At 48.5% G+C, this 24,585-nt stretch carries 26 protein-coding genes; 24 read left to right on the forward strand and 2 right to left on the reverse strand.

Features of this window, described 5'->3' with window-relative positions; genetic code table 11:
* Positions 1–3: 3 nt before the first annotated feature.
* The 5 genes from FHS16_RS00095 (at position 4) to cysK (ending at position 5,830) form a co-directional block, all read left to right on the forward strand.
* Positions 4–2,370, forward strand: a complete 2,367-nt coding sequence (locus tag FHS16_RS00095; protein WP_183557158.1) for an endonuclease MutS2 — start codon at positions 4–6, stop codon at positions 2,368–2,370.
* A gap of 48 nt (positions 2,371–2,418) precedes the next feature.
* The gene (locus tag FHS16_RS00100) at positions 2,419–2,841 is read left to right on the forward strand and encodes a DUF350 domain-containing protein (protein WP_138752566.1); all 423 of its coding nucleotides are present in this window, start codon (positions 2,419–2,421) and stop codon (positions 2,839–2,841) included.
* Positions 2,842–2,953: 112 nt separating this feature from the next.
* The gene (locus FHS16_RS00105) at positions 2,954–3,562 is read left to right on the forward strand and encodes a hypothetical protein (RefSeq protein ID WP_183557160.1); all 609 of its coding nucleotides are present in this window, start codon (positions 2,954–2,956) and stop codon (positions 3,560–3,562) included.
* Positions 3,563–3,688: 126 nt separating this feature from the next.
* The gene (locus FHS16_RS00110) at positions 3,689–4,888 is read left to right on the forward strand and encodes an MFS transporter (protein WP_183557162.1); all 1,200 of its coding nucleotides are present in this window, start codon (positions 3,689–3,691) and stop codon (positions 4,886–4,888) included.
* Between the two features lie 24 nt (positions 4,889–4,912).
* Complete coding sequence (gene cysK / locus FHS16_RS00115) at positions 4,913–5,830, forward strand: cysteine synthase A (protein ID WP_183557164.1); 918 nt, start codon at positions 4,913–4,915, stop codon at positions 5,828–5,830.
* An 18-nt stretch (positions 5,831–5,848) separates the two neighbouring features.
* Here cysK and FHS16_RS00120 read toward each other — a convergent pair whose 3' ends face one another.
* Entirely contained in the window at positions 5,849–6,916 is a 1,068-nt protein-coding gene (locus FHS16_RS00120) for a CotH kinase family protein (RefSeq protein ID WP_183557166.1), read from the reverse strand.
* A 383-nt stretch (positions 6,917–7,299) separates the two neighbouring features.
* Between FHS16_RS00120 and FHS16_RS00125 the strand changes: the two genes are divergently transcribed.
* The 16 genes from FHS16_RS00125 (at position 7,300) to FHS16_RS00200 (ending at position 21,260) form a co-directional block, all read left to right on the forward strand.
* A complete protein-coding gene (locus FHS16_RS00125; RefSeq protein ID WP_183557168.1) occupies positions 7,300–8,034 on the forward strand; it encodes a DUF2642 domain-containing protein in 735 nt (244 codons plus the stop codon).
* Positions 8,035–8,111: 77 nt separating this feature from the next.
* Positions 8,112–8,780, forward strand: a complete 669-nt coding sequence (locus tag FHS16_RS00130) for a YwrJ family protein (protein WP_183557172.1) — start codon at positions 8,112–8,114, stop codon at positions 8,778–8,780.
* 219 nt (positions 8,781–8,999) lie between these two features.
* On the forward strand, positions 9,000–10,133 hold the full coding sequence (locus tag FHS16_RS00135; RefSeq protein WP_183557174.1) for a GerAB/ArcD/ProY family transporter: 1,134 nt from the start codon (positions 9,000–9,002) through the stop codon (positions 10,131–10,133).
* Positions 10,130–11,593 (forward strand): spore germination protein, encoded by a 1,464-nt coding sequence (locus tag FHS16_RS00140; protein ID WP_183557177.1) that lies wholly within the window; start codon positions 10,130–10,132, stop codon positions 11,591–11,593. Before FHS16_RS00135 ends, FHS16_RS00140 begins: the two co-directional genes overlap by 4 nt.
* Positions 11,593–12,762, forward strand: coding sequence for a Ger(x)C family spore germination protein (locus FHS16_RS00145; RefSeq protein WP_183557180.1), 1,170 nt, complete (start codon positions 11,593–11,595; stop codon positions 12,760–12,762). Before FHS16_RS00140 ends, FHS16_RS00145 begins: the two co-directional genes overlap by 1 nt.
* A gap of 91 nt (positions 12,763–12,853) precedes the next feature.
* Positions 12,854–13,078 (forward strand): hypothetical protein, encoded by a 225-nt coding sequence (locus FHS16_RS00150; RefSeq protein WP_183557183.1) that lies wholly within the window; start codon positions 12,854–12,856, stop codon positions 13,076–13,078.
* 35 nt (positions 13,079–13,113) lie between these two features.
* Positions 13,114–13,515, forward strand: a complete 402-nt coding sequence (locus FHS16_RS00155; protein WP_183557186.1) for a spore coat protein — start codon at positions 13,114–13,116, stop codon at positions 13,513–13,515.
* Positions 13,516–13,771: 256 nt separating this feature from the next.
* A complete protein-coding gene (locus FHS16_RS00160) occupies positions 13,772–14,263 on the forward strand; it encodes an Lrp/AsnC family transcriptional regulator (protein ID WP_183557190.1) in 492 nt (163 codons plus the stop codon).
* A gap of 13 nt (positions 14,264–14,276) precedes the next feature.
* Entirely contained in the window at positions 14,277–15,497 is a 1,221-nt protein-coding gene (locus FHS16_RS00165; RefSeq protein WP_183557192.1) for an aminotransferase class I/II-fold pyridoxal phosphate-dependent enzyme, read from the forward strand.
* Positions 15,498–15,600: 103 nt separating this feature from the next.
* A complete protein-coding gene (locus FHS16_RS00170) occupies positions 15,601–16,173 on the forward strand; it encodes a cob(I)yrinic acid a,c-diamide adenosyltransferase (RefSeq protein WP_183557195.1) in 573 nt (190 codons plus the stop codon).
* On the forward strand, positions 16,170–17,126 hold the full coding sequence (locus tag FHS16_RS00175; protein WP_183557198.1) for an RluA family pseudouridine synthase: 957 nt from the start codon (positions 16,170–16,172) through the stop codon (positions 17,124–17,126). The genes FHS16_RS00170 and FHS16_RS00175 overlap by 4 nt, the downstream gene beginning before the upstream one ends.
* 39 nt (positions 17,127–17,165) lie before the next feature.
* Complete coding sequence (locus tag FHS16_RS00180; RefSeq protein ID WP_183557201.1) at positions 17,166–17,540, forward strand: arsenate reductase family protein; 375 nt, start codon at positions 17,166–17,168, stop codon at positions 17,538–17,540.
* Complete coding sequence (locus FHS16_RS00185) at positions 17,509–18,759, forward strand: aminotransferase class I/II-fold pyridoxal phosphate-dependent enzyme (protein ID WP_376769639.1); 1,251 nt, start codon at positions 17,509–17,511, stop codon at positions 18,757–18,759. The genes FHS16_RS00180 and FHS16_RS00185 overlap by 32 nt, the downstream gene beginning before the upstream one ends.
* A gap of 34 nt (positions 18,760–18,793) precedes the next feature.
* Positions 18,794–19,678, forward strand: a complete 885-nt coding sequence (locus FHS16_RS00190; RefSeq protein ID WP_183557204.1) for a 5'-3' exonuclease — start codon at positions 18,794–18,796, stop codon at positions 19,676–19,678.
* A 222-nt stretch (positions 19,679–19,900) separates the two neighbouring features.
* A complete protein-coding gene (locus tag FHS16_RS00195) occupies positions 19,901–20,482 on the forward strand; it encodes an RNA 2'-phosphotransferase (RefSeq protein WP_183558444.1) in 582 nt (193 codons plus the stop codon).
* Entirely contained in the window at positions 20,475–21,260 is a 786-nt protein-coding gene (locus tag FHS16_RS00200; protein WP_183557207.1) for a TatD family hydrolase, read from the forward strand. The genes FHS16_RS00195 and FHS16_RS00200 overlap by 8 nt, the downstream gene beginning before the upstream one ends.
* A gap of 219 nt (positions 21,261–21,479) precedes the next feature.
* On the opposite strand, the gene FHS16_RS00205 is transcribed toward FHS16_RS00200, so the two are convergent.
* Positions 21,480–22,469, reverse strand: a complete 990-nt coding sequence (locus FHS16_RS00205) for a GntR family transcriptional regulator (RefSeq protein ID WP_183557210.1) — start codon at positions 22,467–22,469, stop codon at positions 21,480–21,482.
* A gap of 146 nt (positions 22,470–22,615) precedes the next feature.
* Here FHS16_RS00205 and FHS16_RS00210 point away from each other — a divergent pair, with 146 nt between their 5' ends.
* The 3 genes from FHS16_RS00210 (at position 22,616) to FHS16_RS00220 (ending at position 24,544) form a co-directional block, all read left to right on the forward strand.
* Entirely contained in the window at positions 22,616–23,155 is a 540-nt protein-coding gene (locus tag FHS16_RS00210) for an HPP family protein (RefSeq protein ID WP_183557213.1), read from the forward strand.
* A 15-nt stretch (positions 23,156–23,170) separates the two neighbouring features.
* The gene (locus tag FHS16_RS00215) at positions 23,171–24,073 is read left to right on the forward strand and encodes a pyridoxamine 5'-phosphate oxidase family protein (protein ID WP_183557216.1); all 903 of its coding nucleotides are present in this window, start codon (positions 23,171–23,173) and stop codon (positions 24,071–24,073) included.
* A 105-nt stretch (positions 24,074–24,178) separates the two neighbouring features.
* Complete coding sequence (locus FHS16_RS00220) at positions 24,179–24,544, forward strand: hypothetical protein (protein WP_183557220.1); 366 nt, start codon at positions 24,179–24,181, stop codon at positions 24,542–24,544.
* The last annotated feature ends 41 nt before the right edge of the window (positions 24,545–24,585 follow it).

Below are 24,585 nucleotides of genomic sequence, written 5' to 3' on the forward strand. Positions count from 1 at the left end.
TTGTTGGACACCAAAATTTTGACGACACTTGAATATCCCAAAATCATACATAGATTGTCACAGCATGCGGCAACATCCCTCGGGAAAACGATTGCAGAAGCGCTTCAGCCGCTGTCGGACTTGGAAACGGTCAAAGCAACGCTGCAGCTAACTGACGAGGCCTATGCGGCAGACCGCTTGAAGGGCAGCGCACCGTTCGGAGGCGTTGTTGACATTACTGCGCCGCTTCATCGCGCCCGCATCGGGGGTACGCTTAACCCCGAAGAGCTGCTTAACATCGCGGCTACCTCCAGAGGCGGACGCCGCGTAAAGAAACATATCGGCTTGCTTCATGAGGATCATCCGATTCCGATGCTGCAGCAAATTGCAGACCAAATCAGTGAGCATAAGCAGCTTGAGGACGCGATATTCGACTGCATTGACGATCAAGCAGAGGTCATGGACAGCGCAAGCGCTGAGCTCGCATCCATCAGGCGCGAGCTGAGAAACGGCGAATCACGCATCCGCGAGAAAATGGATCAAATGGTTCGTTCGTCCTCCGTCCAAAAGATGCTGCAGGACGCCATCGTCACGCTGCGAAACGATCGGTATGTAATTCCCGTAAAACAAGAGTACCGCTCTCACTTCGGCGGCATTGTGCATGACCAATCCGGTTCCGGTGCAACGCTTTTCATTGAACCGGAAGCAATCGTCGCCATGAACAATAAGCTGCGTGAGCTAAAGGCTGGCGAGCTGCGCGAAATTGAAAAAATATTGCAGAAGCTTACCGCCCTTGCTTCGGATTACGTCGAGGATTTGATCTTTAATATGGATCTGCTGGGTCGTATTGACTTCGCTTATGCGAAGGCACGACTTGCCCATGGCATGAAAGCGACGCAGCCGCGTATGAATGACAGAGGATTTCTTAAGCTCAAACGCGGCCGCCATCCGTTGATCGCATCTGAGCTTGTCGTACCTATTGATGTTGAGCTCGGCAATCAATACACGGCTATTATCGTAACGGGGCCGAATACGGGAGGCAAGACGGTCTCCTTGAAAACGATTGGCTTGCTTAGCTTAATGGCAATGTCCGGTTTATTCGTTCCGGCAGAGGACGGAAGCCAGCTTTGCGTATTCGATGCCATCTATGCCGATATTGGCGATGAGCAAAGCATTGAACAGAGCTTAAGCACATTCTCAAGCCATCTGAAGAACATTATCCGCATTCTGGGCACGATGACCTCGAAGAGCCTTGTGCTGCTCGATGAGCTTGGAGCGGGTACCGATCCTGCTGAAGGTTCAGCCCTTGCGATCGCGATTCTTGAGCATGTGCATGCAATGGATAGCCGTATCGTAGCAACAACGCATTACAGCGAGCTGAAGGCATACGCTTATAATCGCAAGGGAGTCATTAATGCGAGCATGGAATTCGATGTCGCTACGCTTAGTCCTACTTATCGCCTGCTTGTCGGCGTGCCGGGACGAAGCAATGCGTTCGCAATTGCTGAACGGCTCGGACTTCCCCGCACGATTATTGAACATGCAAGAGGCGAGGTAAGCGAAGAGGATCAACGGGTTGAGAACATGATTGCATCACTTGAAGAGAATCGTTTGGGAGCGGAAACCGAGCGCCAAACGGCAGAATCGCTGCGCCGCGAGATGGAAACGCTCCGTGCGCGCCACGAAGCAGATCGCGAACGGTTCGAGGAGCAGAAGGAAAAGCTTCTGCTGAAAGCGCAGGAGGAAGCGCGTGAAGCTGTCATGAAGGCGAAGCGCGAAGCGGAGCAAATTATTGCCGATTTGCGTAAGCTTGCGATGGAAGAAGGAGCCTCGGTTAAGGAGCACAAGCTGATCGAAGCGCGCCGCAAGCTGGATGAAGCAGCACCGGAGCTGCAGAAATCCAAACGCGGCGGTACCAAAACCGCAGCGAAGGCTGCCAAGATTGAAGCAGGAGACGAAGTAACGGTGTACAGCCTGAACCAGAAGGGGACGGTCGTGGAAATCCACGGATCGGATGCTACTGTTCAGCTGGGCATTATGAAAATGAAGGTTGCGCTTGATGATCTGGAGCTCTTGAAGGCGTCAGCTTCCACGAAAACGCAGCAGCCGAAGCAATCTGCCACCCTTAAGCGCTCCAAAGAAGAGAATTTCAAAATGGAGCTGGATTTGCGTGGCGATAACCTGGAAGAAGCGATTCTAGAGGTAGACCGCTTTTTGGATGAGGCTTTCTTGTCGGGACTCGCACAGGTTGCCATCATTCATGGCAAAGGCACGGGAGTGCTCCGCACCGGCATTCAGCAATATTTGCGCAGGCACAGCCATGTCAAAAGCTTCAGGCTCGGCAACTATGGCGAAGGCGGCGTTGGCGTGACGGTTGCGGAACTGAAATAGCCTGCAGCCGTCAGGTGCCCAAGATCGCCTGATATGGAGGAACAGGAAATGAGTAATGAAGTCGATAATCTGCTAAGCAATCCTTACGCAGCCTCGCTCGTTTATGTGTCAGTGACTGTCTTGTCCCTTATCGTCTTTTTATCTTGTTTTGAGCTTGTGACCAGATACAAATGCTGGAGCGAAATCAAGAAGGGCAATGTAGCCGTTGCAATGGCGACGAGCGGGAAAATATTTGGCATATGCAATATATTCAGGTTCTCCATTGAATCGAATGATTCGGTTTATCAAAGCCTCATCTGGGGAGCTTTTGGGTTCGTTATTCTGATGGCCGCATATTTCTTATTCGAGTTTCTAACGCCTGTATTCCGAATTGATGATGAAATCGCCCGCGATAATCGCGCGGTGGGACTTATTGCGATGATTATCTCGGTATCGCTATCCTATGTCATCGGAGCAACGGTCATTATATAATCCGGAGGAAATCATTTTGAATGTATTATGGAAAATTTTAATCGTCGTCGCTATTTTGTTTTTTGCATTTGGCGTCGTTTATCTATTGAACAATTAGAGGGGAAGACAAACAATGGAAGAGCATTTGATTTGCCCATGGTGTTTGACAGAAATCGTATGGGATGAGGAAATCGGTCCTGAATCGCATTGTCCTCATTGCGACAATGAGTTAAGCGCATACCGGACGATAGAGCTTGGCTATGACGAGGATGAGGTAGAAGCTGACGAGCATGAAAGAGCAGTCCAAGCGTTGAAAATTAATGATACGCACCGAGCTGCGAAGCAAAACGACTCTGATTCGGACCAAGAAGAGTGGGATGAAGATGAGCAGGAGCATGATTCCGATGATCCTGGCCATAAACGCTGGCTGCAAGAGGATGATGGTTACCGCAGCGCCGATACGGCTCGATTTGCCGTAGAGGAAACCGTACAGCGGGTGCTCGACGATCAAGACGAGGTGCCGGAATGTCCGGTTTGCCGCTCCTATATGATTGAGGCTGGCGTACAGCTCGTAGGCGAGCAGCAATTCGAGGCAAGAATCGCTCCTTCACTTGGCGGACCAGTGCTTACGACTCCGTTCAAGCTTGCATTGTATGTCTGTCCTGCCTGTTACCACACGTCCACACTGCTAAGTCAAAGCGACCGGGAGCAAATGCTGAAGCGGCTAACGCCAAACGAGTAGCTGCGGCTGGATAAAATGGTCGGGCATGGCTTGTGCGGAAAGAGGGAATCTTACAAAACGTAATTCGGAAACGCGAAGGGAAGGACATGGCAAACAGGTCCTTCCTTTTTGGCAGGAGGAATCGTTTTGGCCAAAACCTTAGACAAACAAGCTGTTTTATTGCTCATCGTTCAAGCGCTGTACGGCGTTGCGAATGCTCTGTCAGGGACGTTTGTTCCCGTGTACTTATGGAAAGCAAGCCAGTCCTATTCCTTGATTGGTTGGTTCACCATGGGCCAATATGTAATGAGTGGATTAACATTTTGGGTCGCGGGCAAATGGGTGAAAGAGCATAACAAAATGAACAGCCTGCGTGCAGGCATCGTATTATCAGGCGTTTTTTATTGCACCGTTCTGCTGCTTGGTACGCAAGCAAAGCTTTATTATGTGCCACTAGGGCTTTTGAATGGTATGGCGCTCGGTTTTTTTTGGATCGCATTCAATGTGGTTTATTTCGAGGTGACCGATCCCGATAATCGCGATCGATACAATGGCTGGGCCGGATTGCTGGGATCGGCGGCAGGCATTATAGCGCCATGGGTGTCAGGCTTGCTCATTACTTCCATGCAAGGCGAGAAAGGGTATCGGCTCATTTTCACGATATCTCTCGTTATATTCGCAATTAGCGTCGTGTTGAGCTTTTGGCTTAAGAAGCGGCATGCGGAAGGCAGCTACAGCTGGCTGCATGGCTGGCGGCAGCTCAGGCAGAAAGGAAATCCTTGGCGGCGCATGTTTCCTGCGATAGCGGCGCAGGGCGTACGCGAGGGGGTTTTTATGTTTCTTGTGGGACTTACCGTCTATATAGCTACCCAAAACGAGAGCAAACTTGGCACGTTTTCGCTGATTACTTCTCTTGTCGCGCTTGTCAGCTTTTGGTTCATCGGAAAGAGGCTTAATCAGAACAATCGCAAACGGGCCATGCTTCTCGGAGCCGTAATGATCGGAATCGTCATTTTGCCGCTGTTCTGGAAAGTAACCTATGGCACGCTGCTGATGTTCGGTATCGGAACGTCGCTTTTTATGCCGTTTTATATTATTCCGATGACCTCGCGAGTTTTCGATCTGATTGGGCAATCCGAAGAGAGCGCACGGGAGCGGGAAGAGTTTATTGTGCTGCGAGAAGCGGGCCTCGTACTCGGAAGAGTCATTGGTTTATCATCATATTTGATCGTACTGCCGCTTAATCATTCGACAACCGCCATTACATGGCTTCTGTTCGCAGTCGGGGTGGTTCCGATTGCGGGCTGGTGGTTTATGAAGCCGTTCTTGAAGCAGCAAAGCGCTTAACATAAGTGGAGAAGAGGACTTACAATGCCTAGAATCGTGAACGATATTACGCAATTGATTGGAAATACGCCGGTCGTAAGGCTGGGACGCCTGCCGGAAGAGGGAAGCGCCGAGGTATACGTCAAGCTGGAGCGATTTAATCCGAGCGGAAGCGTCAAGGATCGAGCCGCCCTGTCTCTCATCAATGATGCGGAGCAAAGGGGATTAATCAAGCCAGGTGATACCATAATTGAGCCAACAAGCGGCAATACTGGCATTGGACTCGCTATGAACGCGGCAGCAAGAGGCTACAAAATGATTCTAGTCATGCCGGATAATATGACTGCGGAGCGGATTAAGCTGCTGCAGGCCTACGGAGCGGAGGTTGTACTCACCCCAGCCGCAGAAAGAATGCCTGGCGCTATTCGCAAAGCAGAAGAGCTTCAAGCAGACCGTCCCGGCAGCTATATTCCGAATCAATTCGAGAACGAAGCGAACCCGCATATTCATCGGTTAACGACTGCCGTTGAAATTGTGGAGCAAATGGATGGCAAGCTTGATGCGTTCGTTGCAACGGCAGGCACTGGGGGGACGATAACCGGTACAGGAGAAGCGCTCAAGGAAGCGATGCCGAATCTCTATGTGGCGGTTGTGGAGCCTCAGGGGTCTCCCGTATTATCAGGCGGTGTTCCGGGACCGCATAAGCTGGTTGGAACAAGTCCCGGATTCGTGCCGGCCATTCTTAACACTTCGGTTTATGATGAGATTATTCAAGTGTCCGATGATCATGCACTAACGACGATGCGGGACCTTGCCACAAGAGAAGGCCTCCTGCTAGGGCCTTCCTCCGGTGCATCCGTATGGGCAGCCATGCAAATCGCAAAGCGGCTTGGTACCGGAAAACGCGTGCTCTGCATTGCGCCGGATACGGGAGAACGCTACATGAGCATGGATATCTTTTAAATTAGTCATGGGCCGCTCTTATGTCCATTCCTGCAGCGAACGCTTCACAATGATGCGCCGCTCTTGAATATAGGTGCGGAAGAAGGCAGGCTCCGATAGAAACGTATCGTAGCTTGCCTTTCTTGTATAGTCGCTCCGAATCGCTGGAGATAGGCTCTCATGCATGCTGGACATAACGGGCTCAAGCTTCTCCAATGTGAAATCGGTTTTCAGCAGCCCTTTCATAATGGACTTGTATTTTCTGCGGCAAGCAGGAAGCGTAAACAGCTTTTCTGTCAACGTATTGTAGCCTTGCAGCCGTACGAGATCGCTTCCGCAGGGCTTCCCATAGCAATTTCTTCCCCAAGTTCCCTCGTAATCCCATGGAATCATTCTGTATTTCCCGCTTGGCACATGCTCATATAAAGCATAGTTTTGATCAAATCCATCATAGTTTCCCGTTAATACCGCTCCGGCTAGCCACAATAAGTATTGGGATATGTCGAGTCTTCTTGCGGTATGTTTGTGCAGCTTCTCTCCCGATAAACGATTCGAGCCTCGAATAAACGACACCAGCCTGCTTTTTGTCCCCGTTTTTCCTTTCATAAGCTCATAGCCGTCAAATAATGAAGGCTTCCTATCCTTCGTTACCGGGTCGATTAAGCTGAAATCAGCACTGTCATTCACTGCGTAGAGCAATGACTTGCTGCGAATGCTTCGTTTCTCAAAGAAGAGCGAATCAACGGCTTCGATTTCCAAATAAACGCCTTGCGCAATCCCGTTGATGATTAACCAGAAATGGTTTGTTCGAGGCGAAGGCACGCCGATGGTATTGAAAAAGTGAAAGGAAAGCGCATTGCGTATCATGGATGGGTCATCATACTCGGCATTCCAATGCAGCGTTCTGCCATCTTCCAGCCGAACCTCATAGGATTTTTTGGCATAGTTGCGCGTATGGCCTCCCCGCAAGCCGAATTCTGCTTTGTACGTATGCTCATCCATTCCGAGCTCAGCCGGCTTGAAGTCTTTCCCCCATGCATTCCCCTTAATTTCCTGCAAGTCTGAGTCTGTGATCCGAATCGTACGCACAGGCAAGGCAGCAGCCATTCCATCATCTCCCGTGGCAAAAGATACAGCCCACCTCATAACGATAGGCTTTTGATCTTATTACCGTATTCAGCACATGCCCAGATGGTCACAGCCTCGGAACTGCAAATGACGATATGTTTACCAGTATCGTATATATGTCCGTAATGACTCTATTTCTAGTAATGACAAAAGGCACAACTTTAAATAAATAGATAGTAATCTAGTACCGCTACTATAGGGGATACATATAAATATATTACATATCGAGCATCATGATAGATGGAGTGAAAGACGCGTGGGAGGGATGCAAAGCTAGAAGAACAGAAGGATAGCGTTCAGTCAGATGTCGTTTTCTCGGTAAGGCCCCAATCTACTAATGATATTATCGGAGGGATTTATTTATGAGTTATTGCTGTAACAATCAGAACGTTGCTGGTCAAATGGATTCGAATAACAATCACAGATGTCATAGAAGCAATGGCAATGGACAAAACGATGATTTTCTTCAAAGCTTGGTAGGCAAAAACGTGAAAATCAACCGCGGAGGCCCGGATTCCATTCAAGGCAAGCTTCTTGCAGTAAAAAGCGATTATCTCGTAGTGAACACAAGAGAAGGCGTTGTTTATGTAGCTAAAAGTCATGTTAAAAGCATTACTGAAGTAGCTTGCAACAAAAGCGGCGGAAAGAGCGGAGGAAACAAAAGCGGCGGTCATAAAAGCGGACACCGCGACCCTAGCTTTATCAAAGCGAATAATTTCCGTGGGGTTATCCGTGCATTGAATCAAACGTTCGTACAAATCAACTGGGGCGGACCTGAGCGGGTAGAAGGCTTCTTAGCTCAAGTAAACAACAACTCCGTTCTGCTTGTATCAGGCAGAGAAGCCATTCAAATTCAAATCGACCATATCAAGACGATTAAAGAAGTGAACTGCGGCCGTTCGGGCGGCAACAACAGCACAGCAAACAATTCCGACAGCAACAAGAACAAAAACGACAACAAAAACGACAACAAAAACGACAACAAAAACGAAAACAAAAGCAACAAATCGCAAGGCAACCGCAGCGGTGGAAAAAACCGTGCAAACGCAGCTTCTGTCAAAATGGTTTCCAAGGCTCCACGTCGGTCGGTTAAGTAAGGCTAATGGTTGTTGCCAGACAAAGTGTTGATCCTTTGTCTGGCTCAATCCTAATCGGATGAGAGGAGGTTGATTGCATGAAAACCCGTCATCCGCTGCTTGACCGGCAGGTCGAATTGGAGATTTCAGGAAAAGTAGCGCCTATACGAGGTAAACTGATTGAATTTGGTCAAGATATTTTAGTGCTGCACAACGGAACGCAATTTCTTTATATTCCGCTTATTCACTTGCAGCAGCTTCGGCTCTCTACAAGAGAGGCTGAAGAAATATACGAAGTCCCGGAGACACCTTTTGAGCCCTATAACGAGCCTGTTTCGTATCGCAAAATGTTGATGAACGCCAAAGGCATGTTCTCGGAAATTTATATTACAGGAAACCAGTCTATACATGGCTATCTAACAACCGTAATGAACGATTTCTTCGTTTTCTACTCGCCCGTTTACCATACGGTAATCGTTTCGCTGCATCATATGAAATATTTAATTCCGTATACACCGAATGTTACTCCTTATACGTTGACACCTGAGCAGTTCCCTCTGAAGCCATCCCCGCTAACACTGGCAAGAACCCTCGATCAACAGCTTCGCAAGCTTATCGGAGAATTTGTAGTTCTTGATTTAGGCGAGAATTCGAACAAGATCGGCGTGCTCAAAAGTGTCGATCAAAATATGATAGAGCTGGCAAATGCCAGCGGGAATGCTGTTTTCCTTCATTTTGATCATGTCAAAACCGTTCATATTCCTTAAAACAAGAAGATGCTTTGCCGGCAAACGGCTTAAGCATCTTTTTTTGATCTATAAGAATTTATAGGTTTTCACATCTGAATGTGCTTATATATCTCCGCGAAACGACTGCTTTTGCCACAGAGGGCGGCGACTGCCGTTTACACTCTCATGTAAAAACGAAATTTGGATGCATTATGAATGGCAATAAGGGAACATTACTGTGTAAGGAAGTGATTGGTAATGAAGATAAAACCATTTGGCATTTTACCCGCCATGTTTATGCTGATTTTGTCTGTCGGTCTCGTGAATCATGTATTGGTGGTTCCGTTGCTGCTTGATGTTGCCAAACGTGACGCGTGGATATCGGTGTTAGCAGAGCTCGCTATTGTTTTGCCATGGGTATTGCTACCTATATATGGAACTTTAAAACGAATGAATGGGATGGCTATCGACAAGTGGCTCGCGGAATATATTCCTCGGTGGCTGGCAGCATTCCTAATCGGCATGTTGCTGCTTGTCCAATTATGCACGGCGCTCGAGACGCTCATTACGACGGCCTCTTGGACCGCCACAACCTACCTGCCAAACACCCCTTCGATTGTTGTGTGTACGGTGTTCTTAGGACTATGCATGTTTGCCTCTATATCCGGGCTAAGAGTGATTGCCTATGTTAGCTGTATATTATTGCCGATTGTAGTACTGCTGGGCGATTTCGTCATGTCAGCCAACATGCCGCATAAGGACTACCATTACTTGTTGCCAATGCTTGAGAGAGGACCGATGCCCGTTTTGCATGGTGTGTTGTTTTGCGTGACCTCATCTTGCGAGCTGTTTGGTCTGCTATTTATTCAGCACCATGTGAAAGGGACATTCAAACGCTGGCATTTCATTGTACTCGTCCTATTTTTGGCATTGCTGACGATTGGGCCTGTGACGGGAGCCATTACCCAATTCGGGCCGGAGGAAGCGGAAGATCTCCGTTATCCCGCTTTTTCGCAGTGGAGATTGGTGTCGATTGGCAAATATTTCGAGCATGTTGATTTTTTTGCGATCTATCAATGGATGTCCGGAGCGCTCATTCGAATATCGTTATCCATACATATTTTATCCGAGTTCGGACCGATGCGGCGATTGAGAAGAAAGTGGCTTTCATCTGCGGTGTTGGGAGTGCTTATCCTCATCGCTTCAGGTATTGGTATCAACCATATGATTTTCATTAAAGAGTTGTTCATGGTTTATTTTCAGCACGTCGGAGTATTTGTCATTGCATTAACCAGCATCATTTGGTTCGTCTCCTTCTTTAAAAAGGGAAAGAGAGCGAAAGGAAATACACGTATCGCGATAAACGGCTCGGAGGAGGCAGAGCAGACATGAAACATATCGTCCGGCAAGAATGGAAAGGGAATGCGGATGGCCATGACATGAATGTAGATCAGTTCAGAAGCTATTTAGCAGGCTGCCATGACGTGATTGAATATAGGCAAACGCTGGACGTCCACGGACCGTTAGAGGTGATTTTGTTTTACTGTGATGGCTTGATCGATAACCAGCAGATGCAGCTGGGCCTGCTTCCCCAGCTTGAGCAATGGGCGGAGCAGCTTAGAGCTTTCCCGAAAGACACCAAGACGGATATCCATAAACCCAGTATGCTGTTCAGTAAATTAGAGAGCGGACCAGACGGCAGCAATTTATTTGCTCGATTGTTTGCAGGCAGCGTGATCCTTTCATTCGAGAATTTAGAGGGGCTATATGAGTACGACATTGCTGATCAGCCGGGCAGAAGTCCTGAGGAATCTACGATGGAGGTATCGATCAGAGGTCCGCGTGACGGGTTTGTAGAGCAGCTGGCCACGAATGTTGCACTGGTACGCAAGCGTCTCCGCACTCCGGATATGCAGGTTGAATACAATCGGCTCGGCAGTGAATCTTTAACGGAAATCGCGTTGATCTACATGGATGGCATTGCGGAGCCTGAGCTTGTAGAAGAAGCGAGAAGAAGACTTAGCCGAATTGAAGTTCCGTCCATAACAGGCGGCAGCCAGCTGGAGGAGCTATTGTCGGATCGCCGTCTCTCTTTATTTCCGCTTGTTGAATATGTAGGAAGGCCGGACTATGTCGTACAGTCACTGCTGCGAGGGAAGGTAGCGATTCTGCTGGACGGCTCGCCTTCCGCACTGATTGCGCCTGGAACATTGTTATTGCTTATCAAGTCGCCCGAGGATGCACATCTGCCTTTTTATTACGTATCGATGGAGCGGCTGCTGCGATTTGTTGGCCTCATCTTCTCCATTTGTCTGCCTGGATTCTGGATTGCTTTGTCTGCATTCAATACGGATCAAATTCCGTTTACCTTGCTTGCAACCATTACCATATCCAGGATTGGCTTGCCTTTGTCTGCAACCATGGAGATGTTCATGATGCTTACGATGTTCGAGCTTTTTCGAGAGGCGGGGGTGAGGCTGCCAAGAGCAGTCGGACAGACCGTTTCTGTTGTCGGGGGCTTAATTGTGGGAGATGCTGCGATACGAGCGGGAATGACCTCGCCGACCATGCTGGTCATGGCCGCTGTAACTGCCGTTTCTACGTTCACGCTTGTCAATCAATCATTAAGCGGTTCGGTCAGCGTTATTCGTTATTTCGTTCTTTTTTGCTCCTCAGTCCTAGGTATTTTCGGTTTCTTTGTAGGCACCTTCGCGGTCATCATTTATTTATGCACGCTTGAATCGTTTGGAAGGTCCTATTTAGAGCCGCTTGCACCATTTCGCTTAAAGCAGCTTATTCCTGCGCTTATACAGCTGCCTTGGAAGCTGCGAAGCGGAAGGAGGGACAAGTGATGCTTTCCCGGTGGATGATGCTGCGACGTCAAAGAGCGAAGCGGACGGCGCTGCTTGGCGTGCTATTAAGCTCCTTTCTGCTCCAAGGTTGCTGGGATGAAATCAACCTCGAGGACATGAGCTATATCTCATCGCTTGGCATTGATTTCAAGGAGGGGCATTACGAGGTTTACGCCCAAATGATCAAGTTCGGGTTAATTGCGAAGACGGAATCGATTCAGCCCGACCCGAACCCTGTTTGGATCGGCAAAGGCAAAGGGGATTCCATCCTGCTTGCATTAAATGATCTGACGAAGGCAGGGCAAGCGATTCTTAGCTTGGAGCATTTGAAATCTGTCATCGTGCAAGAAAGGGCGATGACGCATATGGAGGATATTATGGATGGTCTCAATCGTCAAAGGGCTTCCAGGTATACTTCTATATTGTTTGGGACAAAATCCCCGATCGATGATCTTTTTACGACCGATACTTTTTTTGACCAATCGCCGTTGAATAGCATTATGTACATGCCTGCCCCTCTTAATGTTCAAAGAAGCTTCATTCGTCCGCATGCTCTTCAGTTGGCTGTGCAATCCTTAAATGAACCAGCTATGACGACGACAGTTCCATCACTTTCGGCTAATAAGGATTATTGGAAAAGAAAAAAACAGCCGCTTAAAATACAATTTATCGACGGCGTCTTTGTATATCGGGAGTTTAGGTATATAGGATTTATGCCGGAGCCGGAGGCAGAAGGGCTAAGATGGATAAATCCGGAATTTGAGCATTTTTTATTCGGAGTGAAAGTCAACAACGGCACGGCAACGGTAACGGTCACCTCCTCCAAAGCGAAAATAAACGTTACTTTCAAGAACGGAGTTCCTCATTTTATACTCGCTGTGAAAATGGGTGGAGATATGTCAGAGATGCAGGTTGGAGTGGCGCAGTCCCAGGTAGAGACAGCGGTGGCAGAGAAGACTCAGCAGCAGCTGTTAGAAACGTATCGCAAGGGACAGGCGAAGGGAATGGATGTGTTCGGTCTCGAGCATCATCTTTACCGATACCATAACGCCTATTGGAAGCAGCACTGCAAAGGAGAGAATTGGATGCCGAAAGAGGAGCAAGTGGAGTTTAAAACAACCTTTCAGCTCATTCATTCCGGCAATTTCGAATTAAACAGCGATACATAAATAAAGGAAAAATAGCTCATAATACGTTTGGCACGAAAATAATGGGTCCGCGGTGCTTAAGCAATTCATAACGAAACAAGGAGGATGAATGATGATTCAGCCAATGACAGCGAAAGAGCTGGAGTATATTGCAGACTCTATGTCTAACGAAGATGCTCAAATAAAGCAATGTGCAGCCTTGGTAGCAACGGGTACAACCCCTGCTCTCACGAGCCTAGCTTCACAAATGATTCAAACGCATCAGCAGCATTATGATTCTTTGCTGCATGCGATTTCGCACCATCAGCAAATGGCTCCCACGCAGCCTCAGCAATAAAAGAACTCCATAATAGGCATAGGAGGTAAGTCGATATGTATCAACAACAGCAGCAAAAACAATCCGTCTTAACGGAAGAAGATTTGGCTGGCGGCATTCTCTCTGATTTAAAGAGGATTGTTCGCGAATATGCGACAGCCGCAACCGAGTCGACTTGTCCCGATATTCGCCAGCTGTTTACGAAGCTGACAGACAATACGCTGGCGCTTCAAGGACAAATGTTCCAAGCGATGCAGCAAGCCAATATGTATAATACGGCCTCACCTGCGCTTCGCCAAGAGCTCGATAAACAAGCGAAGCAATATCAGCAAACCAAACAAAAAACGAATCAGTTTTTACAGCAAACGCTAGGCGGCCAGCAAAGCCAAACCTTATACACGCCGCAAATGCAACAATCAAGCCAGCAACAGCAAAACGGACAGACGCATTATATGTAAGCAGAAAAGACCCCTAGCGGGTCTTTTTTTGGTTGCTTTCATTTATAAGGCTAACATCATAATCGCAGGCAACCAGCAAAAATAAAAATAGGAAGCATCGAAATATAACAAGGAAATAATCGGAAAATATACAAGCTGTTGCATGCGGACGATGCTTGGAAATGCCGCGTCTTCCCAAAAGCCTTTGATTGCGCGGGATTCGAAAAAGTTGTAAAATATTCTTTATAATCGCAGTCGTACTGGAAGGAGTTATACAATGACCGAATTACAGTTGAAAGTGCTCGAACTGCTAAAGGAAGACGCGCGAAGGGACGCCGAGTTGATCGCTACTATGCTTGCTGTACCTATAGAGGAAGTGAAGCAAGCGATCGCTGAGCTTGAGAACGACCATATTATCGTGAAGTATGCTACCGTTGTGAATTGGAGCAAGATTGATGATCAGAAGGTAACGGCACTTATCGAGGTTCAAATAACACCAGAACGCGGTCGCGGATTCGAAGGAATCGCTGAGCGCATTTATTTATATCCGGAAGTAAAATCCGTATATCTCATGTCCGGTGCTTACGACCTGCTGGTTGAGGTTGAAGGGAAAAACCTAAAAGAGGTTGCCTCTTTTGTTTCGAATAAATTATCGCCGATCGATGCGGTATTATCGACTAAAACGTTTTTTATCTTGAAAAAATACAAACAGGACGGCATTATCTTCGAGGAGCATGAAGGGGATCATCGGTTGATGGTTTCGCCGTAAAAGGGTGATGGCAATGATTAAAGACGAAGAGAAACAACCCTCCACACCTGTGCGGCGCCAATCGATGGCCGATTACTTGTCTCCGCTCGTTCGGGACATTAAACCGTCGGGGATCCGCCGGTTTTTTGATTTGGTCAGCACGCGCAAGGATGTCATAACGCTTGGCGTAGGCGAACCTGATTTTGTTACGCCATGGCATGTAAGGGAAGCGGCTGTTTATGCGCTTGAAACGGGGAAAACGCAATATACCTCGAATGCAGGTATGCCGGAGCTTCGCGGAGCGATCGGGCAGTACTTAAATGACCAGTTCGCTGTAGCGTATAATCCTGCGGACGAAATTTTGGTTACGGTTGGAGGAAGCGAAGCGATTGATCTCGCGCTGCGCGCATTCATTGCTCCTGGAGATGAGATTCTGATCCCGGAGCCCTGCTATATCTCATACTCGCCAATTACGGCGCTTACGGGCGGAAAGCCGGTAGGCATCGAAACGTATGCCAAGGATGAGTTCAAGCTAAAAGCAGAATCGCTAAAAGCGGTCATTACGCCGAAGTCGAAAGTGCTAATTCTATGTTACCCAAGCAATCCAACCGGCGGGACGATGACCTATGAGGACTGGCTGCCGATTACGAAGCTTGTGGAGGAGCATGACCTTGTCGTTATTTCGGATGAGATATATGCGGAATTGACCTACGGCTCGAAGCATGTCAGCTTTGCCGCTATGCCGGGCATGAAGGACCGCACCATTCTGGTCAGCGGCTTCTCGAAGGCGTTTGCGATGACGGGTTGGCGGATGGGCTATGCATGCGGCCATCCTGATCTGATCGCGGCGATGCTGAAGATTCATCAATATACTGTGATGTGCGCTCCAATCATGGCGCAATATGCGGCTCTTGAAGCGCTTCAGCACGGCTTGGAAGAGAAGGACCGCATGGTAGAAGCTTATAATCAGCGGCGCCGCTTAGTCGTAAAGGGCTTTCGGGATATTGGCCTTGACTGCCATGAGCCGCAAGGAGCCTTCTATGCATTTCCGTCCATCGTTTCAACAGGCTTAACGAGCGAACAATTCGCACAGCGTCTGCTGGATGAAGCGGGAGTAGCCGCAGTACCTGGGGATGTATTCGGGCTTGGAGGCGAAGGACATCTTCGCTGCTCCTACGCTACATCCGTTACCAATCTAACCGAAGCGCTTGAGCGGATCGGCGGCTTTGTCCACCGTTTGAAGCAGCAGGGCTAATTCCAGGTTGAACTATTTATTTACTTGAGCAGCAGGTCAGGAGATTATCCGGCCTGCTGTTTGCATGATTAACGATCCGGGAATGGATGAGGAGCTGAAAAGGTTGAAACTATACACGAAAACAGGAGATAGCGGCCAAACTTCCTTAATTGGCGGGAGAGTTCGCAAGGATGACGCTCGCGTCGAGGCATACGGTACAATTGATGAGCTTAACTCCTTCGTCGGGCAAGCAGCGGCAGAGGCGAGCAAGCATGATGAGCTTGCGGAGATGGCTGCTTTGCTTATCGATATTCAGCAGGAGCTGTTTGATTGCGGATCTGATCTTGCTTATGCGGCCCCGGGAGCTCCTTTGAAAATAGCAGCTGAGCCGGCGCTTCGTCTAGAAGGCTGGATTGATCAATATAGCAGCGAAGCTCCGGAAATTACGAGATTCATACTGCCAGGGGGAAGCTCGGTGTCTGCTCTGCTGCATGTATGCAGGACGGTTTGTCGCCGCGCAGAGCGCCGCGTCGTTACGCTAGCGGGCGAGCATGCTGTCAATCAAGACGTGCTCAGTTATTTAAACCGTTTGTCTGACTTTTTCTTTGCAGCGGCAAGAGCCGCGAATGCCAAGCTTGGCGTGAATGACACCGAATATGTGCGAAGCGCACATGTATTTGGGATGCCGAAGAAATGAATGATCCATTCGAAAAGCTTTATTATCGGCCCTTAGTAGCGATTGTTCGGGAGGCGGAGCATGGCAAAACGGTACGTACCGTTCTGGAGCGGCAGCTTGGCGTTTCCCGAAAGCTGCTGTCGCAGGTGAAGCTGACGGAGCACGGACTGACGGTTAACGAGGTCCGCGCCTACACGACAGCACCTGTTGCTGCCGGCGATATGATTCGCGTAAGGATGCTAAGGGAAATTTCGGAGGATATTTTACCGCAGCCGATTCCGATTCAAATCGTGTTCGAGGACGAGGATCTCTTAATTGTGAATAAGCCAGCGGGTATGATCGTACATCCAACGCATGGCCATTATACGGGGACACTTGCGAATGGCGTTGTTTTCCATTGGCAGGAGCGAGGCGAACAGGTACGATTTAGACCTGTGCATCGATTGGATGAAGAAACCTCCGGCCTCGTGGCAATCGCGAAAACTTCATACGTGCATCAGCAGCTATCCGAGCAAATGCAGGCGAACGGTTTCTTGAAGCTTTATCGGGCTTATGTGTACGGAAGCCCGGCACCCGTGCAGGGTACGGTTGATGAACCGATTGACCGTGACCCTGAGCGGCCGCATATTCGAATCGTCACGCCAACGGGCTATCCGTCGGTCACGCATTATGAGACGTTGGCGAGCTATAATGAAACGTCCAATAGACCGGCATCAGCCGTCCGTCTGAAGCTGGAGACGGGAAGAACGCATCAGATTCGCGTCCATATGAAGCACATCGGCTGTCCATTGATTGGCGACAAAATGTATGGATCCGAGCAGGGCAGCGTTGAGGAGTGGGAGCTAGAAGCTGGCAGACAGGCATTGCATGCCGAAATTTTGGGCTTCACACACCCTATCACGAAGCAATGGATGGAGTGGCAGGCAGATCTCCCCCCTGAGCTTGCACGATTAGAGCAGAAGCTTACAACATAACACCGGAACGTTTATATCCATATTGGAGGATTCAACAGAATGTCAAAGCCATTAACCATTATTCAATATCCCAAATGCAGCACATGCAAAGCGGCGTTGAAATCGCTGCAAAATAAAGGAAATGACGTTGTGACACGCCATATTGTCGAGGATACGCCTTCGGCAGACGAGTTGAAAGTACTTGTAGCCAACAGCGGGCTGGAGCTCAAAAAGTTTTTTAACACTTCTGGCGATGTCTACCGGGAATTAGGACTGAAGGACAAGCTGGCGGCTATGTCAGCGGATGACCAATATGCGCTGCTCGCTTCGAACGGCATGCTCATCAAGCGTCCTATCGTGACGGATGGGGAAAAGGTCACGGTTGGCTACAAGGAAGAGCAATATGAACAAGCTTGGAATACTAGAAAAGGGTGAATGGACAATGTCGGAAATCAAATGGCGATCAAACCGTCTGTCACAGCTGGGATCGTCGATCTTTGCAGAGGTCGCGGCTTGGAAGCTTGCCGCTGCGGAGAGCGGGCTAGATATTATAGATCTTGGTATCGGCAGTCCGGATCAGCCACCTTCGCCAGCCGTTAAGCAAGCTCTAAGCGAAGCGGTTTTACGCTCGGATATGTATGCCTATCCGGCAACGAAGAGCGGACTGCCCTTTCGCCAGCAAGCCGCGGCTTGGATGAAGCATCGATTCAACGTTGAGCTTGATGCAGGGAGCGATATCGTTACCCTTCTCGGCTCTCAGGATGGGCTGGCCCATCTCGCCATGGCACTTTGCGATCCAGGCGATATGGCGCTGCTGCCTGACCCGGGTTATCCGATTTATGCAGCTTCGCTTGCGCTAGCAGGGGTGGAAGCGAAGCTTATGCCATTAAGGGAAGAGAATGGCTTCATGCCTGACTTAGCAGCGATCCCGGATGAGGATTGGGACAAAGCTTCTTTTATTTTGTTGAATTATCCGAACAATCCGATCTCTGCTGTCGCGGACCTTTCTTTTTTTGAGCAGCTCATTAACAAAGCCCGTCAGCATGGGGTATTGGTTGTGCATGATTTGGCCTATTCCGAAATGGGCTTCGACGGCTGCGAGCCGCCCAGCATATTGGAGGTACCGGGGGCAATCGAGCAGGCTGTAGAGTTCCATTCCTTGTCCAAAAGCTTCAATATGGCTGGCTGCCGCATCGGGTTCTTGGCTGGCAACGCGGCAGCCGTCGGGGCTCTTCGCGAGCTGAAAGCGAATATCGATTACGGCGTATTTGATCCTATTCAGGAAGCGGGTATCGTTGCATTGCGTGAAGCAATCGAGAGTCCAGACCAGCCGAAGGCAGGCAAGCTATACGAGCGTCGCCGCGACGTGTTTCTGGAAGCGCTGCGTGAAGAGGGCTGGGAAGTTGCCGCTCCCAAAGCTACGATGTTTATTTGGGCGCCGCTGCCGCCTATGCAGTGGGTACAGGATGAGCATTGGAACTCACGGCGAATTTCCCAGGAAATGCTGAAGCAGACCGGAGTGGTCGTCGTTCCGGGCGAAGCTTTCGGCTCCGAAGGCGAAGGATACGTGCGAATTGCGCTTGTGGAGAATGAGGAGCGTCTGAAAGAAGCGGCGAGAAGGATTGGAAACTTTATTCGTGGGCATAAAAGGTAGTAGCAAGCAATAGTGAGAGAGAGGGTTTAAAATCATGAGTGAGCAACGGCTGCTGTTAGTTGACGGCATGGCAATTTTATTTCGGGCATATTTCGCTACATCATTCGGAGGAAGCATTCGCAGGACGAGCACGGGCGTACCGGTGAATGCGGTGCACGGCTTTGTACGTTATTTCATGGATGCTATTCATACCTTTAATCCTACACATGTCGTATGCTGCTGGGATATGGGAAGCACGACTTTCCGAACGGAGCAATATGATGGCTACAAATCGAACCGACCTGCAGCTCCGGAAGACTTGATTCCACAATTCGATCTCGTGAAGGATGTTGTGGCAAGCTTTAACGTGCCGAACATTGGCATTGCGGGTTATGAAGCGGATGATTGTATCGGCACGTTGGCGGCTGCGCTTAAAGATCAAGCGCATATATTTGTCGTAACCGGGGATCATGATATGCTGCAGCTAGTTGATGATCGTGTCTCCGTTGCTATCATGAAAAAAGGAATTGGCAACTATATGGTGTATACACCGGTGAGCTTAATGGAGGAACGCCAGCTGACGCCGATTCAGATCATTGATATTAAAGGCTTGATGGGCGATACGAGCGATAATTATCCCGGCGTCAAAGGGATCGGCGAGAAAACAGCGCATAAGCTCATTCAAGAGCATGGTTCCATTGAAGGCTTGCTTGCTAATTTGGAATCTGTATCCAAGACGATCCGTGCCAAAATTGAAGCGGATTTGGACATGCTTCATCTCTCACGCGATTTGGCGACGATACAACTCAATGCGCCCGTAGCATGCGAATTGCTAGAATGCTTGTGGAACATGGACACGGAAACAGTCGTTCGAAAGTTTGATGAGCTGGAATTCGGCAGCCTAATCAAATTGTTGGGACAGCCTATCATTGTTAAATAGCACTGAACAAAACAGCTAATCCGCTTCGGCGTTGATTTAGCTGTTTTTTTATGAAGTCGTTTGCTCATTTCAGCGGCGATTGGAGATTGGGAATCCGAAGTATTTGATTATAATTGAAAATTCCCAGCCCGCAGCATTCAGATTGGTTATAATGCAGTCAAGGGAAAAGAAGGAAAAGAAGGAAAAGAAGGAAAAGAAGGATTAGGAAGCGATGTGAAAGTGATGTTAGATCAAACCATAGAAAAAAGGTTAAGCAAATGGATGACTAAGCTGCTGCGGCATACGCCAGAGGAGTTCGGTCTTGTCCTGGATTCTGAGGACGGCTCATGTACAGTGAATGATCTGCTTGAAACTATTCATGCCGAGTCAGAGTGGTCATGGGTTAAGCAGGAAGATATAGAGCAGGTCGTACGGAACTCGGAGAAGCAGCGGTTTGAAATAAAGAACGGGCGCATAAGAGCGAGATACGGGCACAGCCATAATAAAATCAGCTATGCGCCTGGCGAGCAGCCAGCCGTTTTGTATCACGGAACGAATAAGAAGGCTCTGCCATCTATCCTGATAGAAGGATTAAGATCGATGGGCAGACAGTATGTTCATTTGTCGGAAGGCACCGATTTTGCAACATTAGCCGGCAGCCGCAGAGGCGAGCTGATTATTTTGAAGGTGGATACGTTAAGTGCCGCGCAGCTAGGGGTCACTTTCTATTACGCGGGTAATGAGGTGTGGCTGGCAGATCATGTTCCGTCGGAAAGCTGCTCTGTATGGCACCCTCAGGAGAAGGAGAGCGAGAATCATGAGTGAGCGAATTATAGATATTGGCGTTAATTTGATGCATCGTTCATTTCGGCAGGATCGGGACCAGGTTGTCCAAAGGGCAGTCGCAAACAACGTTACCCCGCTTGTCATTACGGGTACAAGCCTTAGAAACAGTATGGAAGCAGCTCGCTTTATATCACGTTATAAGGGGAATCTGTATAGTACCGCGGGTATTCACCCTCATGATGCAAAGAGCTGCAACGAAGAAACGATGTCCAAATTAAAAGAATTGGCAGCCTTGCCGCAAGTAGTGGCGATCGGGGAATGCGGTCTGGACTATAACCGGGATTTCTCGCCCCGTGACGTGCAGCGCAGCTGGTTCACCGAACAAATCCGGTTGGCGCTTGAGCTGGATATGCCGCTTTTTCTGCATGAACGGGAGGCATTTGCGGATTTTTCGGCGATGCTTAAGGAACATGCGGTGAAAAAGGCGGTTGTCCACTGTTTTACAGGGACGGAATCAGAGCTTAAGGCGTATCTTGAAATGGGCTTCCACATTGGTATCACTGGCTGGATTTGCGACGAGCGAAGAGGCAGGCATTTGCGGGACCTTGTCCGTATGATTCCGCTGGACCGACTCATGATCGAGACGGATGCGCCTTTTCTGACTCCGCGAGACATGAAGGAGAAACCGCAGGACGGTCGGAACGAACCTGCATTCTTGCCTCATATTCTTCAAGCAGTAGCGCGATGCATGGGCAAATCAGAGGAGGAGGTTGCGGCAGCAACGACAGCGACGTCTGAGGCGTTTTTCCGTATATAACCGATTCCAGCACTCAAATGCAAATCGAAAAAGATGAGTTCGACCCGTCCTTGGATGATAGGCTCCTCTTGCGCTAGGAAAGTGAAAGGATAAACCTGCAAGGCTTAGAGGAGCGTATCAGGCTTTATAACCCCGTTCGCGGGTGCAGCTACTCGCATTAATGTAGATCCTTCTAATACAAATGGTATGCGCAGCGTTTGTTCAGGTATTGATAGGAGGCTATGCTCGCCCACCTTTTACGTCAGGATGCATTGCGAGCTCCTGTAATAAGTTTTTACTGCTCTCTTCTAATTTCATTGGGAACAGCTCTGTTTTCTCGGGAAACATTTGCTGCAGTTCCTGAAATACGGCGGCAGATGCATATATTTTGTCCAAACTAGGGACCGCCTCATTCAGGCGCTCATGCTCATTCAATCCCATCGTCTCAAAGTGAAGCTGGTTAATTCCGGCTTCTCGAACACGATTGGCCATCCATTCTCCTCCTATTTTCCCCAAACACACAAACGCGACATGCGTATCCTGCTTCAACTTGGCGATATCAAGCAGCAGAGACGTTTCAATCGTTGCTCCAATCACAATAACCTTACTGTCAAAGCTGGCAAATAGAGCTTTGGCTTCTTCGGCGTGGTTCATCGTTGTAACGATTACATCGCAGCGAAGTGCCGCTTCTCTTACGCTTTCATCAGTCGTGGAACTATCATTCAGAAAAAAAGTCTCGACTTCACCCTCGGTTGCCCGTTCAATATGCTGGCGATAAAAAGGATGATCATGTCCGCTGCATTCCACAAGTAAAATGCGAAGCTTGCCGACTGGGTTAGGAGGCTGCAGCAAAGAGTAAGCGAGGCCCGCCATAAAAAAAGCTTGCAAATCAAATCCCAAGGCGGAAGCCTCTTTCATGGTCGCGTTCAAAAGCTGCTGCATCGGTTTACGCTGCTCCATAAGCTGCTTGGTTTCAACTCCGCCGGTGATCTGTGTCCCGAAGCCCTTTTGCATGGTTACAAGGCCTTCATTACGCAGCTGGGTATATACCCAGTTGACTGTATTCCGATTAAGCTCGAGCTCATCCGCTAATTGACTTGCTGAAGGAAGCAAATCGCCAGCTTCCATTTGTCCAATTCCGATTAGCCATTTGAGCTGCTCTTTGATTTGCGTATTTACATTAAAGGTTAAATGGGGATTAGCCTGAAGGATATATTGATTTTCTTCCATACTAGACACCTCATTTCATGGTTGACTAGTTATATTATAACCTTGATTTACACATAATCCAAATGGGTTAAGTGAAAGATAAACGAAAAGATGATTGACAATGCTTTAAAAAAGTTATATAACTAGTTAACTAGTTAAATGTATATATGGTGGTGGACACATTGAATAAGGTGGATGAAGCTGGGTTTTGGTTGAAGATGAGAAGCAAAGGCAGGAGTCCTTTAAAGGTCGTTCCGAGAAATGCGCTGATCGGAGCGATTGGCGGCTTTACCGCAATTGCAGTATTAGCATTATTATCCGAGCTGACAGCAAGTGCGTGGATGATGGCTCCTTTTGGCGCAACCTGTGTTCTAGCGTTCGGGCTATGGGATGCACCTTTGTCTCAGCCGCGCAACATTATCGGAGGGCATGTTATTTCAACGTTAGTTGGGCTGCTTTGCTTACATTTCTTTGGACAAAGCATCTGGGTAATGGCAGCAGCTGTAGGCTTGTCGATTGGCTTGATGATGCTCAGTAAAACCACGCATCCGCCTGCAGGGGCAGATCCGTTGGTTGTTATTCTAAGCGGCAGCAGCTGGACTTTTTTGCTTACGCCCGTATTGATCGGATCCGTGCTTATCGTAGTGATGGCTTTGCTTATTAACAATATGGATAAGAAACGCAAGTATCCGACATTCTGGTTCTGATTGGAGGTAGACAGCATGATGGACGTGTATCATGAGGGCGAGCTGTACGTACAAAAACGAACGGGTGAAGGGAAGATTGCTGACCAGAACGCAAAAATGATCAGCAATCAATTTTCCAATGGAATCATCCAGTTTCTCAAATCGCAACAGTTCGCGGTTTTGTCATCCGCGGATCGCAAAGGAAACGTTTGGGTGACATTTTTGACTGGAGAAGCAGGCTTTGCCGAGGTAATGGATGAGCATACAATGGTGATCCATGATGAAATCATTATTGTGGACGATCCTTTTGGTTCCATGTGGCTAAACCAGGAACAAATAGGGATGCTCATCATCGATACGAAAAGAAGAATTAGGCTTCGAATCAACGGAACAGCCCATGTCGAGCAGGGAAAACTGAAAGTGACTGCTCATCAGGTTTATGGGAATTGTCCTAAATATATTCAAAAAAGATCGCTTCGAGCGGATTCAGATGCCCATAGGCAACTAAAATCGATGCATCGAAGCAGTGAACTGAGTCAGCAGCAACGCGAGTGGATCGCCCAATCGGATACGTTCTACATTGGCAGCGTGAGCGAAAGCGGAGAAATGGATGCCTCGCACCGCGGAGGTAATCCTGGGTTTCTGCAGGTGATCGATGCGAAGACGATCAGGTTTCCAGACTATTACGGCAATTCGATGTATAACACGCTGGGCAATATTTATTCGAACCCTGCTTCGGGCCTATTGTTTATAGACTACGAACATGGTCATTCGCTTCATCTGACCGGCAAGGCTGAAATCATTTGGGATGAGGAGGAATCAGCACAGTTCCGAGGTGCAGAACGACTCGTGCAATTTGTCGCGGAAGAAGTTGTTCAATTAAATAACGCTGCTGAAATGCATTGGGAGGATACAGAATTGTCTCCCTACAATCCGTGAGGCGAAGCGGTGCACGCACATGAAAGGAGGTGAGCGGTTAACTCAGAACGAACGGAATGGATTGTTACAGCTTTAGATCATAAATCATTATAGGGAGGCATTCATATGAGCACTAATAAATATTTGATTATCATACAAGCCAATCAGCAAGACATGGGGAAAGCGATGCATGGACTATTGTACGGCCAAGAGCTGCATGAGGCAGGGATGGAAGTTGAGATCTATTTTGACGGAGCAGGAACGCAGTGGCCTAACGAATTCACGAAGCCGGATCACCTTCTCAATCCTTTATATAAGCAAGTGATGAAGACAGGCATCATCAAGGGAGGCTGTGGTGCTTGCGCGGGAGCTTTTGATGTGGTGGAAGAGGTTCGGCAGGCAGGGGTTCAACTGGTCGGAAGCGAAGGGAATGGCGGCCATTTATCCTTTTCCCAATTTATGAAGGATGGTTACATGCCTATTATTTTGTAAAAAAGCATATGGATAGAACTGACGAGAATAGCATCAATAGG

The organism is Paenibacillus endophyticus (assembly GCF_014192395.1).
Lineage (GTDB): Bacteria > Bacillota > Bacilli > Paenibacillales > Paenibacillaceae > Pristimantibacillus > Pristimantibacillus endophyticus.